This is a genomic window from Akkermansia sp. NBRC 115031 (genome assembly GCF_030268505.1).
In the GTDB taxonomy this organism is placed as follows: domain Bacteria; phylum Verrucomicrobiota; class Verrucomicrobiia; order Verrucomicrobiales; family Akkermansiaceae; genus Akkermansia; species Akkermansia massiliensis.
This window is the reverse complement of sequence record NZ_BSQU01000010.1, coordinates 21223-36694: the sequence shown is the minus strand read 5'-3', so window position 1 is coordinate 36694 and position 15472 is coordinate 21223. Positions and strand designations below refer to the sequence as shown.

The 15472-nt window shown below is 54.1% G+C and carries 13 protein-coding genes and 3 tRNA genes; 9 read left to right on the top strand and 7 right to left on the bottom strand.

Annotation, left to right across the window (positions count from 1 at the left end; all coding sequences use genetic code 11):
• Window positions 1-2 precede the first annotated feature (2 nt).
• Window positions 3-776 (top strand): ion transporter, encoded by a 774-nt coding sequence (locus tag QSJ36_RS12260; protein ID WP_022396090.1) that lies wholly within the window; start codon window positions 3-5, stop codon window positions 774-776.
• A gap of 126 nt (window positions 777-902) precedes the next feature.
• Here the strand turns inward: QSJ36_RS12260 and glgP are convergent, their stop codons facing one another.
• Window positions 903-2567, bottom strand: a complete 1665-nt coding sequence (gene glgP / locus QSJ36_RS12255) for an alpha-glucan family phosphorylase (RefSeq protein ID WP_102711335.1) — start codon at window positions 2565-2567, stop codon at window positions 903-905.
• Window positions 2568-2837: 270 nt separating this feature from the next.
• Here glgP and tdh point away from each other — a divergent pair, with 270 nt between their 5' ends.
• Window positions 2838-3866 (top strand): L-threonine 3-dehydrogenase, encoded by a 1029-nt coding sequence (gene tdh, locus QSJ36_RS12250; RefSeq protein WP_219723852.1) that lies wholly within the window; start codon window positions 2838-2840, stop codon window positions 3864-3866.
• A gap of 107 nt (window positions 3867-3973) precedes the next feature.
• Here tdh and def read toward each other — a convergent pair whose 3' ends face one another.
• Window positions 3974-4618, bottom strand: a complete 645-nt coding sequence (def, locus tag QSJ36_RS12245) for a peptide deformylase (RefSeq protein ID WP_022396087.1) — start codon at window positions 4616-4618, stop codon at window positions 3974-3976.
• Window positions 4619-4833: 215 nt separating this feature from the next.
• On the opposite strand from def, the gene QSJ36_RS12240 reads away from it, so the two are divergent.
• The gene (locus QSJ36_RS12240; protein ID WP_285468747.1) at window positions 4834-6084 is read left to right on the top strand and encodes a hypothetical protein; all 1251 of its coding nucleotides are present in this window, start codon (window positions 4834-4836) and stop codon (window positions 6082-6084) included.
• A 58-nt stretch (window positions 6085-6142) separates the two neighbouring features.
• Window positions 6143-6928: an SDR family oxidoreductase gene (locus QSJ36_RS12235; protein ID WP_180973031.1), complete on the top strand. Its 786-nt coding sequence runs from the start codon at window positions 6143-6145 to the stop codon at window positions 6926-6928.
• A 145-nt stretch (window positions 6929-7073) separates the two neighbouring features.
• On the opposite strand, the gene QSJ36_RS12230 is transcribed toward QSJ36_RS12235, so the two are convergent.
• Together QSJ36_RS12230 and QSJ36_RS12225 are read right to left on the bottom strand one after the other, a co-directional pair.
• Window positions 7074-7682, bottom strand: coding sequence for a hypothetical protein (locus QSJ36_RS12230; protein WP_285468746.1), 609 nt, complete (start codon window positions 7680-7682; stop codon window positions 7074-7076).
• A gap of 113 nt (window positions 7683-7795) precedes the next feature.
• Window positions 7796-8293 (bottom strand): hypothetical protein, encoded by a 498-nt coding sequence (locus QSJ36_RS12225; protein WP_285468745.1) that lies wholly within the window; start codon window positions 8291-8293, stop codon window positions 7796-7798.
• Between the two features lie 194 nt (window positions 8294-8487).
• Here QSJ36_RS12225 and QSJ36_RS12220 point away from each other — a divergent pair.
• The 3 genes from QSJ36_RS12220 (at window position 8488) to QSJ36_RS12210 (ending at window position 8792) form a co-directional block, all read left to right on the top strand.
• Window positions 8488-8562, top strand: a tRNA-Thr gene (locus QSJ36_RS12220).
• Between the two features lie 42 nt (window positions 8563-8604).
• A tRNA-Lys gene (locus tag QSJ36_RS12215) sits at window positions 8605-8680 on the top strand.
• A gap of 36 nt (window positions 8681-8716) precedes the next feature.
• Window positions 8717-8792: transfer RNA gene (locus tag QSJ36_RS12210), tRNA-Lys, on the top strand.
• Between the two features lie 239 nt (window positions 8793-9031).
• On the opposite strand, the gene QSJ36_RS12205 is transcribed toward QSJ36_RS12210, so the two are convergent.
• Window positions 9032-9517, bottom strand: a complete 486-nt coding sequence (locus QSJ36_RS12205) for a hypothetical protein (RefSeq protein ID WP_285468744.1) — start codon at window positions 9515-9517, stop codon at window positions 9032-9034.
• A gap of 824 nt (window positions 9518-10341) precedes the next feature.
• Window positions 10342-11610: a hypothetical protein gene (locus QSJ36_RS12200; RefSeq protein ID WP_285468743.1), complete on the bottom strand. Its 1269-nt coding sequence runs from the start codon at window positions 11608-11610 to the stop codon at window positions 10342-10344.
• Window positions 11611-11960: 350 nt separating this feature from the next.
• On the opposite strand from QSJ36_RS12200, the gene QSJ36_RS12195 reads away from it, so the two are divergent.
• Together QSJ36_RS12195 and QSJ36_RS12190 are read left to right on the top strand one after the other, a co-directional pair.
• Complete coding sequence (locus QSJ36_RS12195; protein WP_285468742.1) at window positions 11961-12275, top strand: hypothetical protein; 315 nt, start codon at window positions 11961-11963, stop codon at window positions 12273-12275.
• A gap of 629 nt (window positions 12276-12904) precedes the next feature.
• Window positions 12905-14938, top strand: coding sequence for a TaqI-like C-terminal specificity domain-containing protein (locus QSJ36_RS12190; RefSeq protein ID WP_285468741.1), 2034 nt, complete (start codon window positions 12905-12907; stop codon window positions 14936-14938).
• Here the strand turns inward: QSJ36_RS12190 and QSJ36_RS12185 are convergent.
• Complete coding sequence (locus QSJ36_RS12185; protein WP_102722885.1) at window positions 14886-15416, bottom strand: DUF805 domain-containing protein; 531 nt, start codon at window positions 15414-15416, stop codon at window positions 14886-14888. The genes QSJ36_RS12190 and QSJ36_RS12185 overlap by 53 nt on opposite strands.
• Between the last annotated feature and the right edge of the window lie 56 nt (window positions 15417-15472).

The following is a 15472-nucleotide window of genomic DNA, read 5'->3' as shown; positions in this document are numbered from 1 at the left end:
CCATGCCCCTGATTACCCGCACCAAGCAAGGCGCAGCCAATTTCGGTCCCTGGGAGAACGTCGTCAGGGTGCTGATTCTGGTATGGTTCATGCTGTACACGCTGAATGCCATTCCGGACGTTCACCCGCTGGTAGGCCGCATTGCGGCCAAGGTGAATTACTGGATCAGCTATTTCTTTGTGTTTGAGTACATCCTGCGGGTGCTGTGCGCCAAGCCGCGGAAGGCTTATATCTTCAGCGGCATGGGCATTCTGGATTTCATCGTCTGCGTGCCGTTCCTGGGCATGTTTTTCGGGTTGGACTGGCAGATTCTTTATTCCCTGCGGATTGTCCGCGTGCTGGCCATCTTCAAGCTGGCCCGGTTTAACGAAACTGCGGCCAGTTTTAAAAAGGCCTTTTACCTGATCCGGGATGAGTTTTTCCTGTTCTTCTCCGTGATCCTGTTCATGCTGTACGTCACGTCCCTGGGCATTTACATTGCGGAGCATGAAGCCCAGCCGGAGAAGTTCCGCTCCTTTTTTGACGCTCTCTGGTTCGCCGTGGAGACCCTGAGCACGGTGGGGTATGGCGATCTGGTGCCTATTACGCCCATGGGGCGCATTTTTACCGGGGTGATCATGTTCATTGCCGTATCCATCATCGCCATTTCCACGGGTCTCATCACGTCCGCCTTTTCCCGCGTGTGGCAGCAGGAAAACGTTTTTGCGCACCGCCGCAAGCGGCCCGCGGACAAGGCCGCGGCTGACGCCGGCGGCGAAGAAGGGGAGGCCAAATAGCCCCCCGGTCTTTTTTGAGGACTGCTCAACTCCGGTCCATGGATTTTTGAAACAGGCTTGAAAAGGAACGGCCGCCTTTCCACGGGGAAGGGCGGCCGTTGCGTAAAAGCGGGAAAAGAGTTTTCCTTAGCTGTTGTACATTTCCGTGTAGTACTGGTCCGCCATGCGGTCGGAGTCGAATTCGGGGTAGATGTCCGTCATCGCATTGAAGACGATGTCCATCCACTTGTCGTTGTGATCGTAGTAGAGCGGCAGGATATTGTCGTCCAGGATGTTGTAGAAGTTGTCGCGGTCGGAGCGGTCGCGGGCTTCCGGGGAGAGGTGCGGAGCCGCTTCCGGGATGACGAAGCAGTTTTCCCCATCCTTGGCGAATTCACAGATCCAGCCGTCATTGGTGGAGACGGAGATGGAGCCGTTCATGGCGGCGGACATGCCGGAGGTGCCGGAGGCTTCCCGGGTGACTACGGGGTTGTTCAGCCACACGTCGGAACCGTTTTTCAGGTAGCGGCTCAGGCCCAGTTCATAGCCGGTGAGTACGGCGGAACGGGGGTATTTGGCCGTCATGTCGTTCAGGCGGTTGAAGATTTCAATGGCGCCGTGGTCCATCGGGTAGGGCTTGCCAGCCCAGATGAATTGCACCGGATAATTGGTGCGCTGGAGCATGCGTTCAAACATGGTGGGATTGCCGGTGACCAGGTCCGGACGCTTGTAGGCCGCAAAGCGGCGCGCCCAGACGATGGTGAGGCAGTTCGGGTCAAAAACGCGCCCCGTCTGCTCGCCCACCATGCGGAAGAGGGCTTTTTTCAGGGCGCGCTTGCGGCGGATGAAGGCCTCCTTGTTGCGGGCCTGGAAGGCTTCCGCCAGTTCCGGGTCCTGCCAGTATTTCTGGTTCTGGGCGTTCGTGATGTGGATGATGGGGCACACGCCTTCATAGTCCTTCCACATCTGGCGGGAAACTTCGCCGTGGAGCTTGGAGACGCCGTTGGCGATGTGGGAGAGGCGCAGGGCGGCCAGCGTGTAGTTGAACGTGTTGTCCGTCAGGCCTACGGCGGCGCGCACCTGTTCCATGGAAAGCCCGTCGAAGAAGGAGAACGTGTTCATGGTGTTCACATCCATCTTTTCATTGCCGGCTTCCTCCGGAGTGTGGGTGGTGAAGACGAAGCGCTTGCGCACTTCCTCCACGCTGCCGGTCTTGGCAAGCACGTGGAAGGCGGCGGCCAGGCCGTGGGCTTCGTTCAGGTGGTAGATTTCCGGTTCAATGCCCAGCTCGTCAAAGAGGCGGGCGCCGCCCTTGCCGAGCAGCACGTACTGGGCGATGCGGGTGAAGCCGTTGGCGTCGTACAGGCGGCGGGAAATGTTGCGGCTTTCCTCGTCGTTTTCCTCCAAGTCCGTGGAAAGGAAGAACATGGGGGCGGTGCCGAAGGTTTCAGGATTCAGGAAGTAGGCCTTCACCCAGACGGGCGCGCCGCAGACGTGAATGAGGAATTTGATGTTGTGGTCTTCCAGGAACGGGTAGTTCTTGCGCATGTATTGCGTGGCCATGGAACCGTCTTCCGCCCGGATCTGGTTGTAGTAGCCGTAGCTCCACAGGATGCCGACGCCTACGAGGTTCTGCCGCAGGTCGTGCGCGCTGCGCATGTGGGAGCCGGACAGGTAGCCCAGGCCGCCGGAGTAGATTTTGAATGAATTGTCAATGGCGTATTCCATGGAGAAGTACGCTACGCTTTTTCCGTATTTGGGGTCGATTTCATACGGATGTTCGAAAATGGTGGGTAAAAATGATTTCGCCATGGTTCTGTAAGTAGAGTAAAGCGTTCAACAGGTGAACCGTATGCCTTGGTATCATGATTCGTCCATATTGGAAAGGGCAAATTGCGTGTGTGTCTGAATTGTTGATTGAACAGGAATGCCTTTCCGGAGTTTGCTTTCCGGGGTTTTACCGGGCCGGGAAGAAGGGGATGCGGCGGTGCCCCAGACCTCCGTTCCGGAAGCGGTTTTCCGGTGCGCCGGAAACGAATTTTGGGCTTGCCGCCGCAGGGGAAAAAGAGCATGAATGGGGGCATGAAAGCTCTTGTAAAAACGCAGGCAGGACCCGGTTTGGAACTGATGGATGTCCCCATGCCGGAAGTCGGCCCGAACGATGTCCTGATTAAAATTCATAAAACAGCCATTTGCGGCACGGACCTTCATATCTGGAACTGGGACAAGTGGGCCCAGCAGACCATTCCCGTGGGGATGCACGTGGGCCATGAGTTCTGCGGCGTGATTGAATCCGTGGGTTCCTCCGTAACGGAATACAAGCCCGGGGAAATCGTTTCCGGGGAAGGCCACATCGTCTGCGGCCACTGCCGCAGCTGCCGTTCCGGTCAGAAGCACCTGTGCCCGAACACGAAGGGCGTTGGCGTGAACAGGCCCGGCTGCTTTGCGGAGTATCTTTCCATTCCCCAGGACAACGTGGTGCGCATCCACAAGAGCATTCCGATGGAAATCGCCTCCATCTTCGACCCCCTGGGCAACGCCGTCCATACGGCCCTGTCCTGGGACATGGTAGGGGAAGACGTCCTGATTACGGGCGCGGGAGTCATCGGCTGCATGGCCGCCGCCGTCTGCAAGAAGGCGGGAGCCAAGACGGTGGTTATCACGGACATCAATGATTTCCGCCTGAGCCTGGCCAAGACGCTGGGCGCGGACCGTACCGTGAACGTGACCCGTGAAAAACTGGAGGACGTAATGAAGGAGCTGGAAATGACGGAAGGGTTTGACGTGTGCCTGGAAATGAGCGGCGCCCCGTCCTGCCTGAAAGACATCATCGACAATTCCCGGAACGGAGCCAACATTTCCCTGCTGGGCATCCAGCCGGACGGCTCCAGCATCGAGTGGAACAAGTTTATCTGGAAAGGGCTGAAGATGAAGGGCATTTACGGCCGTGAAATTTTTGAAACCTGGCACAAGATGGATTCCATGATCCGCAGCGGCCTGAATATAGCGCCCATCATTACGCACCGGCTGCCCTACACGGAATTCCGGGAAGGCTTTGAGGCCATGAATTCCGGCAAGTCCGGCAAGGTGGTTCTGGACTGGATTGTCTGATTTATCTGCTTTTTTACCGTGTAACGAATGCCCCGGCTTCCAGATGGAACGCCGGGGCATTTTTTAAGAAGGCACAGGATAGGGGGTGCGGATTTGCTCCCGGAGCGTCAAGCGGTTTTTCTGGGCGTGGGTGGCGTTTGGGCATCCCGGGCCCGGGCGCGGCGTTCCTCCTTCATGCGGCGGGCGTAGCTGTCGTCGTCTTCCTCAAAGGCGTCCGGATGGGTCAGCCGGAGCCTCCGCACCACCTTGTCATGGTCCTCCGGGGAAACCAGGTCCGTGAACAGGCCTCCGTGAAGATGGTCCACCTCGTGCTGCAGGCAGCGCGCCAGGAGCCCGTTGCATTTGATGGTCACGGTGCGTCCGTCCATCAGGGTCAGGACAGCCTTCACGCAGGAGCGGCGCAGGACGTCCGCATACACCTTGGTGATGCTCAGGCAGCCTTCCCGGTACGGCACATTCCTGCCGAAGGGGTGGAGGACAGGATTGATGAAATTCAAGGGCATGATTTGCGCCAGCGTGGCCGGGCGTCCGTCCACTTCCAGCCATGTAGTAGTGGCGTCCGTGGGCGGAATATTGATGGTGACCATCTGAATGGCCCTTCCCACCTGCGGAGCGGCCAGGCCTATGCCCCCCTGGGCCAGGGTTTCCTGCATGTCGTCCAGGAAGGAAAGAAGGTCTTTGTTGATATGAACCACGGGGCTGCATTCCTCCCTCAAAAGGGGGTGTCCGTATTGAAGAATGTCAAGAATCACGGCGGATAGGATGGAGTTGGTAATAAGGTGTGACCTCCGGGTTCGGGAGAGTGTTCATGATATTTAAAAGAATATTTCCGCACATCAAGAATGCGGGAATGTTTTTTCCGGATGAAATGAAAAGGCCTTGAACTTTGGGGACGCTTTCTTACGGTAACCATGTTGCCACGATGCGGGCCGGGCTCCAGAGCCTCCCTCATCAACGCCGCTTTCTCATGAAACTCAGTTCCCGTTTTTCCCTGTTCCTGAATTTGCCGCTGTTGGGAGGCGCGTGTTTGCTGGCACTGTGTTCCTGCGGGGACAAGGAGGAAGGGGAAAGGGCTACGGAGGAAAAGGAGGCTGAAAAGCTTTCCCCGGTGGAATCCTATGAAGAACTGCTTTCCCTGCGCCTGAAGGACGTGGAGCAGATGACGGATCTGGTCGCTTCCATCCAGGACCGGGCTGCGGGAGAGGCCGTGATGGTGGAACTGGGGCGGTTGACGGACAGGCTGAAGCTTTACGACATGAACTGCGGGCGGCTGATGATTCTGAATCCGCGCGTGCATGAAGAGTCCCGGGAGGCTCACCCCTCCTTCCATTCCATTCTCCGGGAGCGCGTGGACAAGGCCCGCGACCGGATGATGCAGGCGATGCTGAAGCTTCATGAACTCAAGTATTACGATTCCGCCGTCATCAGGGATGATCTGGAAAAGTACGGTCTCAGCCTGACGGACGAACGGATGGCCCAGTATTTGAACGACAGGATACTGCCGTTCCTGAAAGCGTATCTGGAGCAGTACGCCACCATGGTGGACATGCTGGAGGGGATTGACAACAAGGTGGCTGCGGAGGCTTATGCCATGTCCGTAGCCCTTCAGGGGCGCATGGTCAGGGAACAGATGGACAATATCACCCGGCTGGAGCAGGAGTACGGAGAATGGCTCCCCGGTTTTGAACGGCATTGCCACGACGGGTTGGAGAAGATGAGGAGAAGGGCGGACGAGAACCGCAAACGCGCTTTCCGGGCGCTCCTGAAGCTGGTGACGGCCAGAATGTATGATTCCCCGTCCATGCAGAAAGCAGTGGTGGGGCTTGAGATGGAACAGCCCAGGCTGGTGGATTTTCAGGAGTTCTGGGCTGATCCCATCATGACCATGGAGGAGTTCTGCCTGTGTTTGGAAAGAATCCAGCATCTCCTGCGCGGCATTAAGGATACCGGAACGGCGGACCAGCGCGCCATGGAGCTGGTGGAAGTGGTGGCCAGGCTGAAAAGGCTGCGCTACGTCGTGGATGATTTTCAGAAATCCGGCCGCATGAACCAGGTAAAAACCAGGGATCTGGAACGCATCAGCCGCCGTGCGGAGGAAGCGGAAATGGCCGTTTCCAGTACCATGGCCCATCTTATCGTGGAGACGGACGTTGTGACCCGTTCCCCCCTTCTTTCCCGCGCCATGGGCTTTTACCGCTATGTGATGTACACGCACTGAGGGCTGCATGCCGGAAAGCGCCTATTGACATCCGGCGTCGGAACGGGACAATCTGCCCATGATGGATGTTGATTTTTCCGGAAGTGCCGTGGTCGTGACGGGCGGAGCCGGCGGCATTGGCCGCGCCATTGCGGAGGCTTGCGCCGCAGCAGGCGCACGCGTGGCGGTGCTGGATGTGAAGCATGAGGAAACGGCCTCCCTGCTGGAAGAATTGCCGGGAGAAGGCCATCTCTGCGTGACGGGTGATGCGGGGGTGGAAGAGGACGTGCGTTTTTTTGCGGAAAAAGTGTTGGAGCACTTCGGCCGGGTGGATGTCCTGGTAAACAATGCATGCATCACCCGCCACGGCATTCTTTCCGGCTGCTCTTATGAGGACTTTAATGAAGTTCTGCGCGTGGGCGTTGCTGCCCCCTACCTGCTCAGCCTTTTGTTCCGTGATCATTTTTCCCGCGGGGCTTCCATCGTGAACATCGCCTCCACCCGCGCTTCCATGTCCCAGAAGGATACGGAAAGCTACAGCGCGGCCAAGGGAGCCCTCATCTCCCTGACCCACGCTCTTGCCATGAGCCTCGCGCCCCTCGGCGTCCGGGTGAACAGCATCAGCCCCGGCTGGATTGACACGGGGGCCTTTGGAGCCTTGTCCCCGGAGGACGGCCTCCAGCATCCTTCCGGGCGCGTTGGAACGCCGGAGGATATCGTTCAGGCTGTGTTCTTCCTCTGCCGCTCCGGCTTCGTCAATGCGGAAAACCTGGTCATTGACGGCGGCATGACCCGGATGATGGTGTATCACGGGGATGAAGGCTGGACGTTCCGTCCGGAGCCGCCGGACACGGTCCCCTCATGACGGCAGCCGGCGGCTGCGGCAGGTATCCGGAGTTTCCCGGGTCATGGAATACGTACACGTGCGGGAAAAACATTGCCCGCATGCGGATGAAGCAAGGGCGGGCACGAACGCGGAGGCGAGTTTTTGTTTGGAACGGCCTGGTTCGTCATTCCCCGGAGCACAGGTTATACATGCCCAGGCAGGGGGTAACGACAATGCCGACCGGAATAAGAAGGATATTGACAATCACGGTACCGGGGGCGTCAATCACGCAGCTCTGTGCTCCCGCCAGAATTCTCCGGCCTGTGGAGGGAGCGCTGATGATCTTTACGGCTGCTACGGTAGGAGAAGCGTTTTCTTTCCTGCCCAAGTTCAGGTGGGGAAGGGTAATTTGATGCGCTCCATACAGGGAAAACCGGGGAGGAACGGTGAAATTCTCTTCAAATACCATGCTCAGGAGGTCTTTGTATTCTATGGGATCGGGAAGGTCTTTCTTGTTAAGCTTCAAAAAGACGGTCTTTTCCGTTCCCGGAATATCCTCCATTTGTGAAATGAAGTCTGACTGGGCCATGGGCGGTCCGATGACCGGAGTTTCCTTGCGCTGGTCGCATTGAACGGCTTTGATGTAAACGAAGCCGTTTTTCACATAGGCGCGGTCATCCAGTTCCCAGTTGCGGTAAACGGTTCCGGCATTCAGCGTCTGGGCGGCCGTATTGACGGAAATGCAGGCGCACGGCAGCAGGAATGCCGTCGGCAGTAGGAGGAAACGTTTCATGGGGTATTGCCGTGGATAGCAGTATACTGACTGACAGTCAATATAAAATAAGAAGAGCCGCTCCTTTCCGGAGCGGCTCCAATATTCCCTTCACGGGAGCAGAATGATAAAAGTCAGCGAATGGTGACGCGGGGGTCGTTCGCCAGGACATCGGCCAGTTCGTCCCAGCCGTCTTCCGTCTGGAGCTGGAACATCTGGAGGTAAACGGACGCTACGCCGGCAGGGTATTTTTCAAACAATTCGTCCACGGCCTTGGCGAGTTTTTCCTTGTCCAGCGTTTCCGGCAGTTCGTTCACAATGCCGTTGCCGTCATGGGGGATGTCCAGCGTATTCAGGAAAGTAATCAGCATGTCCTGATGCTTGCGCAGAAGCCAGACCTGGAGCAGGTGGTCCCCGATTTCATTGCTGGGTTTCCACGCCAGCATTTTCTGGATGAAGGAGAATTGCTCCTGAAGGGGCTTGCGCTGGATGAATTCCGGGCGCAATTTTTTCAGGGCGCCGAGTTCACGCACGGCGGCGCGGTAAATGGCGCGTTCCTGGTTGCGCATCCAGTCCAGAATGTTGCTGATCGTTTCTTCGTCCGCCTGCTGGAAAATGTAATATGCCTTCATGATAAGTAGGGAAAGAAAAGCTCTTTGAGGACATGAACTCCACCATGTTTCCCCCTCCTATGCAAGCTCTTCTACTGTCACCTGCCGTACTTGGCTTCTATTCCGGATTCAAGGCGTAAAAAAACGGTCTTATTGCAAAAAAGACTTGCTAAAAGGGGGCTCTTATGGTTACTTACTTCCGCGCTTCTCGCGATGCCACTGTAGCTCAGGGGTAGAGCAACGCATTCGTAATGCGTGGGTCGTCGGTTCAATTCCGACCAGTGGCTCCATCTTCAGAGTTGGAGCTTGTCGCGGGGAACTGCCGGATACATGCCTCGTTAGCTCAGTTGGTAGAGCAGCTGACTCTTAATCAGTTTGTCCACGGTTCGAGCCCGTGACGGGGTACCATCCGGTCGTTCCTGCAAGGAACGCCGCCATTCCAGTGCCTCGTTAGCTCAGTTGGTAGAGCAGCTGACTCTTAATCAGTTTGTCCACGGTTCGAGCCCGTGACGGGGTACCATCTCTTTTTAAGTCCGGCTTGCTGATGGCAAAGCCGGACTTTTGTTTGATAGGGAACGTTGAAAAAACGATTTGTTCTTTCCGATTCTCATTTGCCCTGCCAAGCCTCTTTTCGGGCGGTGCAAGCATGCACGATAATATGGACAGGCAGTTATTTAAAATCAGGTGTTGAAATCTCTTGGAAATTACATTTAGTGTTTTAATAACGGCAACATAAAAAATTCCATGCGAATGCCGTTCTTATTGATTATCTCCGTACATGGGGAAAGGATCGTTTTCGTTCACGCATGACATTTCAAGAAAATATTGTTTGGAATACGGTTCTTTGAAAACATGTCCATTGTAATAAGTGGAGACGGCAAACATATCCGTCAATACGGTGCCGTTTTTAATGAATCTTCCGGGAAGTCCCCATTGCTTGGAATCGTTCAAAGACCGCAGATATCCCTTATATCCCCGGTAAATGACATGATCGTTATTATAAATGATTATGTTGTCCGTATCTCCAATATCATTTTTTCCTAGAAATTCCCGGATGTTGTCGGAATCAAAATTCAAAAAATACGGATTTTGATTAAATGATACATCATCGGAAAAAACAATATCTCCGGATTCTGATTTTATTTGAATATGGGCACAATTGCTTTTTGTAAATAAAATAGTTGCCGGAATGATTAAAATAACCAATGTAATCAGAAAAGATATTTTTAATAGATCCTTTTTCACTTAATATGATGATATTTTATGAGTAATTTTCTTCCAATGTTATATATGGTAAATTTGCTGTCAGAAATTTCATTTTATATTTAGTTTTAAAAATTTACTTGGTTGGCAGTTGAGGCATTTTTGATTTATAAATTTCCATTACAAAAAATTTAAATAACTTCCTTTATTTATATAGATTCCTACTATAATTAATAATGAAAAAAATTTCATGCAAGACATTATGAAAATGATGCTATATGCGCAACTGTAGATTAATATGAAAATGATATAATTTATTATAGATTCTTTTCTTCGTGAATATAATGACGTGATGATGCTTTCTATAATATTTTTAAAAAATAAAATAACAGATTGTTTGAAGAACCAAATGACAAACCATATTAACCACCATAAAAGGATGTAATAAATCAAATGTAAATCGAAAGTTCTAGCAAGACCGTACCCGAAGTAGACAAGACTCCCTATAGGAAACCAGAACGTAAAAAAATTATTACTGGCAGACATCAATATCTTTTTTGTTCTATCATGCGCATATTTTTTATTTAAATACGAAATAAAATGTATTTTTTTTATAAATAATGAAATGAGTATTACAGCAATCCAAAATACTATCCAATAAAAAATTACTTCAATATAATGCAAGGTGAACGTGTGGGTAAATACATAAAGGATAAAATAAATCCACCATAATATTGAATACAATAGAAGAAATTCGCTGGAACTGTTTCCGGATGATTTGTAATTAATGCAATATTTAAGGGAAAAAGGTCCCAAAATGGCACTTAAAATAGCAAATGCTGTTTTTTTATGATTAATGAACTCCATTATTTATTTAAGTTTCTTAAATAATTATATAATCCTTCAATTCCACGGAGACCTGTAATGTTCAATAACGAATCCAATGCTTGCCATTGAAATGCTTTTAACGGAAAGATTTTTGGACACCCCTCAATAGTGCCTTCTAATGTGATAGTGTATCTAGAGTGATCATGGCCTAATGCTCGATGTATTGTAGATATGGGACCGCCAACTGGATTTTTAAAATATGGATATGCTGATTCAGGTATGGGGATTTGAACAAAATCATCCGGATGACCATGGCCTCCTACTCTTCCGAGGGTTTTACGCGTTATAGGTAACGCAGGGTCGCGATTAACTGCATATGCAGGTCCCCTTAATTTCCCGGAACTTATAATTAACTCTTTCGATTCTTTTGTGGTAATATGTTGGAGATTAACTTTAGCGGTGTTTTTAGCGGCAGCTCCACCTGGAGACGAAATGAGCCGGTTGGCATCACAGGATACTTCTTCTTCCGGTTCCCGGGCGGTCTTGCGGTTGCCGATGTTGTCGTAGGAATAGATAAAGCTTCCTCCCCGGCTGATCCGGTCTTCGACCAGCCCGCTGCGGCTGTTGTGGGTGAAGTTTCTGGTGGTTGCAGGTGTGGTTCCATCCCAGGAGTCCCGCCGTTGGACAGGACGCATCAGCGCGTCGTAGCCGTATTCGTGGCCGGCTGCCAATTCGCCATCCGCTCCCTTTCTGTAACTGATGGCGGTTACGAGGTCGAGCCTGGGATGATAGGTATTGCAGCGGACCATGCCGTTGGGGTAGGTGAGATGGTGGAGGAAGCCGCTGGGTTGGTCATACTGCCAGGTAAATGGAGACTCCAGTCCTTCCAGATTCATCCCGATGATGGCACCTTTGGAATCGTAGTCAAGATGGGAGTGCTGCACGGTACGGGTTCCAAGAATCAGGCGATATCCGTTGGAACGACCCAAGGCATCGTATTGTTCCTGGGTGCAGTTTTCCACGGTTCCAAAGGAAGTGTTCTGGATCATGTGGCCGTAGGCATCGTAGAAGCATTCCCTGATGCCGGAAGCGTCCCGGACGGAGGTCATTTGTCCGAGGTGGTTGTAGGTAAACTCCCATCCGGGAGTGTTGTCGTTGTGGGAGACGGAGACCATGGAGACGACCTTTCCGGTGGTTGCCGAGAAGCGCAGGGTGCGCCCATTGCTCTGGACCATGTCCAGATAGGCGGGAGAGCCGCCGGTGCAGGGAGACTTGTCGGCATTCAGCTTCTGAACCTTGTAGTTCAACTTGCGCGAACTTCCGGAGACGGAGGCTTCGGAACCGCCGTTTGAACTTTGGAAGGAGATGGAACTGCCCGTGGGTCGTTTGACGGAGATCTGTCCGGTTTCGGGATTGCAGGAGGCGGTCCATTCGAGGGGATGCTTGTAGCGCAGGGTGATGGGACATGGGGAGGAAGGTTCGGCAAGGGTGCGGAGAAGCGTGGGATTGCCTCCTCCCCCTCCTGAGTCTCCGGTTCCTACTTCCAGTAAGCCTTCGCAGTCGTCGGCCCCGTCTGGATAGCCGCCGAAGAAATGGGAGGTGTTCTTGCTGCAATCGGACTGTTCGACGTCTTCGTCACAATCACAGGAACAGGGGCATGGACAACCCCCTTCCTCCGGCTTCGCTGGAGGAAAAGGAGAGTGAACTGGAACTGCTGCTGGAAGAGGAGCTGGATGACGAAAAGTTGCTGCTGGAACTCGAAGAACTTGATGAGTTAGACGAAGAAGGACTGGAGCTGCTCGAGGAGGAAGAGCTCGAACTGCTGCTGGGCTTGGGGTCAAACTCAAACGAATCTCCTCCCCCCGCCGAACTGCTCGACGAATCCCCTTCTTCCACCTCCTGGTACAGGTTAACCAGCGTCAGCACCGTTTCTCCCTCCTTGCCGGGAGGCATCGTCTCCTCTGAAAGGTAATAGTCCAGGTCGGGCTCTCCTTCCTTGTCGCTTACCAGGGCAATGCAGAACTCGGCTTCCGACCCCTGGTCGGGCTGGTGTTGATGGACAATATGGCACCAGTAGTATCCCTGGTCGAACTGGATCTGGCGGCGGAGGGGGGGGGGAAGAGCCCGGCTCCGTGGAGAGTTCCATATCCTTGGCGGGAATGGAAAGGGAAATGGAAGAGTGGGCGCGGAGGTGGAGAAAACAGGTGGCGGGAGCCATGACCTTGAGGTATCCGAACCATTCGTGGCGGGTGGGGGAGGAAGCGATCCGTTTGGGAACGAGAACGGGAGCGGAGAGTCCGTTGACCAGGAAGTTGCCCTGGGGCTGCCCGTTGGGGTACATGGGAATGAAGGGGTAGACGGTGTCCATGGCCGTGATGTTGAAAGTGTTGTTCATGGCAATGAAATGATGTTTGTTCAATGGTTGCGACTACCATGAATCAAAACCAGCAACGTAAACACGCCGGAGACGTTAAGAAAAAGCGTCCCGTACAGAAATGTAGTGAGGGAGGTATCCGGGGCAATTCCTGCTTTTGATTGCGTGGTCCGGTCTGGTAGTGTACGAATACGGCAGTGAAGGAGCGGAGCGTTCAGGATTGTTTCATGGCCCGGTGTTTCGCCCCGGAGAAGGGAAAGGGGAGCCGTCCCGAAGCCTGGAGGCGGTTGAAAGAGGCTTTGGTGAACAATTTGCTGGAACGGCAGGCGGACCATGAATTCCGTCTTCCGGAAGGATTCTCTTTTTCCCTGCGGGAAGAGGATGCTCACCGGGCTGTTACTCCTTCCGTGCTGGAGGGATTGCTGGAACGCTCCCTGACGGATGGCCGCCGTTCCGGAACCGTGTATACTCCCGGCTTCCTGGTCCGCTGGATGGCCCGGGAGGCGGTATCCTCCTGGCTGGCATCCAGATTGCCTGCTCCCCGGAATGGTAATGAGGAAGCCGGGTTGCTGAGAAATATCCGGGTGCTGGATTTATCCGCCGGGGCGGGGGCATTCACCATGGGAATGCTTCGGGAGCTTGCCGCGCGCAGAAAGCGTCTGGAGCCGGAATATGCGGAGGCCGATTTATTCCGTGCCATTCTGGAAGAGAATATTTACGGGGTGGATGTTTGTGCGGAGGCTCTGGAGGTGGCCCGTTTCCGTTTTCACTGTGCATGGCTAGCTGCCGGAGGAAAGGGGGATTTCCGGGACCACCTGCTGTGCGGGGACAGCCTGGACATGTCTGCGGATGGCGTCTGGCGGCAGGGCCTTTCAGCGGTGATGGCGGACGGAGGCTTTGACCTGGTAATCGGGAATCCCCCTTTTGTCGGGGAAAAAGGGAACAAGGAGCTGTTTGACCGTCTGAAGTCTTCTCCGTTGGCTTCCTATTGTTCTTCACGCATGGATTACTGGTACGTGTTCGCCTGTGTGGGTCTGGATGCCCTGAAACAGGGGGGCGTGATGCATTTGGTTGTTCCCAACAGGTGGATGGCGAATGCCGGAGCGGTTCCCCTTCGCCGCAAGCTGCTGGAAGATTGCGGATTGCTGCGTTTGTCGGATTTCGGGGCTTGCCGGGTGTTTGAAGCCGCACGGGTTCATACCATGACCGTTCTGGCGGAAAGGAAGGGGGATGGGGGAGGACTCCCGGTTCCGGAATACCGCCGTTTTTGCGGTCCTATGGAAGAGGTGGAATCCTTTCTGGAACATGAACCGTACTGCCGGTTTTCTTTGCCGGAAGATACAGGGGCATGCGTCAAGGAAGGATTGTTTTTCTGCTCCGCAGCCGAATGGAACGTTCTGGAGAAGATGGAGAGATGCCGGAATTTCAGGCTGGATGCCGCAAAGGAAATGACGCAGGGGATTGTTCCGAACCCCGATGTCGTTTCCGCCCGTGCGCTGGAGAGCCTGGTGCCGGAGGCAGTGCAGCGGTCCGGCGTCCGGAGGGGGGAAGGGGTGTTTGTAGTGCCGCAGGGGTATTTCAACCGGCTGCCGGCAGTGGAACGGCGTTTTCTCAAGCCTCTGTATGAACCCGCCCTGGCAGGAAGATACGCGTTGAAAGCTCCGGAGAAGGTGTTGCTCTATCTGACTCCGTCCAACGGGTCGGAACAGGCCGTCACGCTTCTCCGGCATCTGGAAAAGTTCCGCCCCCTGATGGAAGCCCGGCGGGAAACCCGCATGGGCCGCATGAAGTACTATCATGTGCACTGGCCCCGGAAGGAACGGTTCTTCCTTCCCGGTCCCAAGATTCTGGCTGTCCGGAAGTGTGCACGGCCCACCTTCTCCTACACGGAGGATGAGGCTTATGTAATGATGGCGTTCAACGTGATACGCACGGAACGCGTAAGCATGAAGTACCTGGCCGCCCTGTTCAATTCACGTCTCATGCAGTTCTGGTTTCTCCGCAGGGGGAAGATGCAGGGGGACTTTTTCCAGATGGATACGGCACCCATCCTCCGCGTTCCCATCCGGGTGCCCGGCCTTTCCGTGCTGCGGGAGGTGGAAGAGCTGGCGGATACCCTCACGGCCCGCTATTGCCCGGAAGGGGATGAACGGATGAATGAGCTGATGGAAGGCGTTTACGGCCTCTCCCGGCAGGAACGGGAAGTGCTTATTCAGGCGTGCTCTCCACCGCGGGCCGGGTGGGGAAGCATGCCAGAATGAGGAGGAGCAGCCAGTAGGCGGTAGAAATGATACCCAGGAATTGCGTCGCGGTTCCCCCTGGATACTGGAAGCGCTCCAGGATGGCCCAGTTAAGGAAAATAATGACGCCCAGGCCCAGGTAACCGTAACCCCACGCCGTGTTGAAGCCGGCGTCCCGAAGCCTTCTGATAGTGACGCCCAGGGTAGGAAGATAAAGGACCAGCAAGACGATTTGGGTAATGAAGAAGAAGGAGGCTATTCGGGTAAAAAGGATAGCCTGCATTTGTTCCGGGTCCTGCATGGCCGCCAGTTCTCCCCACGGAAGAGTGACCGCGACGATGACTCCGCCGACAAGACTGAAGATGAAGGAGAAGAGGTTCATGAAAAGGAAAAAGCCCCAGAACTCTCGCCGGGGAGCCGTTCCGGAGAAGGCGCAGTACTTTTTCGTCAGGCACAGGATGAAGTATTTCCAGAGAGAGGGTCGTGTTGTAGTGTCCATAGCTGCCGCTTTTCATAACATGGCTTTTTGAAAAACAGCAACGCCAAAAGAAACAT

Coding starts and splice junctions, on each gene's coding strand:
- QSJ36_RS12260 (WP_022396090.1), top strand. CDS start 3: ATGCCCCTGATTACCCGCACCAAGCAAGGCGCAGCCAATTTCGGTCCC.
- glgP (WP_102711335.1), bottom strand. CDS start 2,567: ATGGCGAAATCATTTTTACCCACCATTTTCGAACATCCGTATGAAATC.
- tdh (WP_219723852.1), top strand. CDS start 2,838: ATGAAAGCTCTTGTAAAAACGCAGGCAGGACCCGGTTTGGAACTGATG.
- QSJ36_RS12240 (WP_285468747.1), top strand. CDS start 4,834: ATGAAACTCAGTTCCCGTTTTTCCCTGTTCCTGAATTTGCCGCTGTTG.
- QSJ36_RS12235 (WP_180973031.1), top strand. CDS start 6,143: ATGATGGATGTTGATTTTTCCGGAAGTGCCGTGGTCGTGACGGGCGGA.
- QSJ36_RS12230 (WP_285468746.1), bottom strand. CDS start 7,682: ATGAAACGTTTCCTCCTACTGCCGACGGCATTCCTGCTGCCGTGCGCC.
- QSJ36_RS12225 (WP_285468745.1), bottom strand. CDS start 8,293: ATGAAGGCATATTACATTTTCCAGCAGGCGGACGAAGAAACGATCAGC.
- QSJ36_RS12195 (WP_285468742.1), top strand. CDS start 11,961: ATGGACAACCCCCTTCCTCCGGCTTCGCTGGAGGAAAAGGAGAGTGAA.
- QSJ36_RS12190 (WP_285468741.1), top strand. CDS start 12,905: ATGGCCCGGTGTTTCGCCCCGGAGAAGGGAAAGGGGAGCCGTCCCGAA.
- QSJ36_RS12185 (WP_102722885.1), bottom strand. CDS start 15,416: ATGGACACTACAACACGACCCTCTCTCTGGAAATACTTCATCCTGTGC.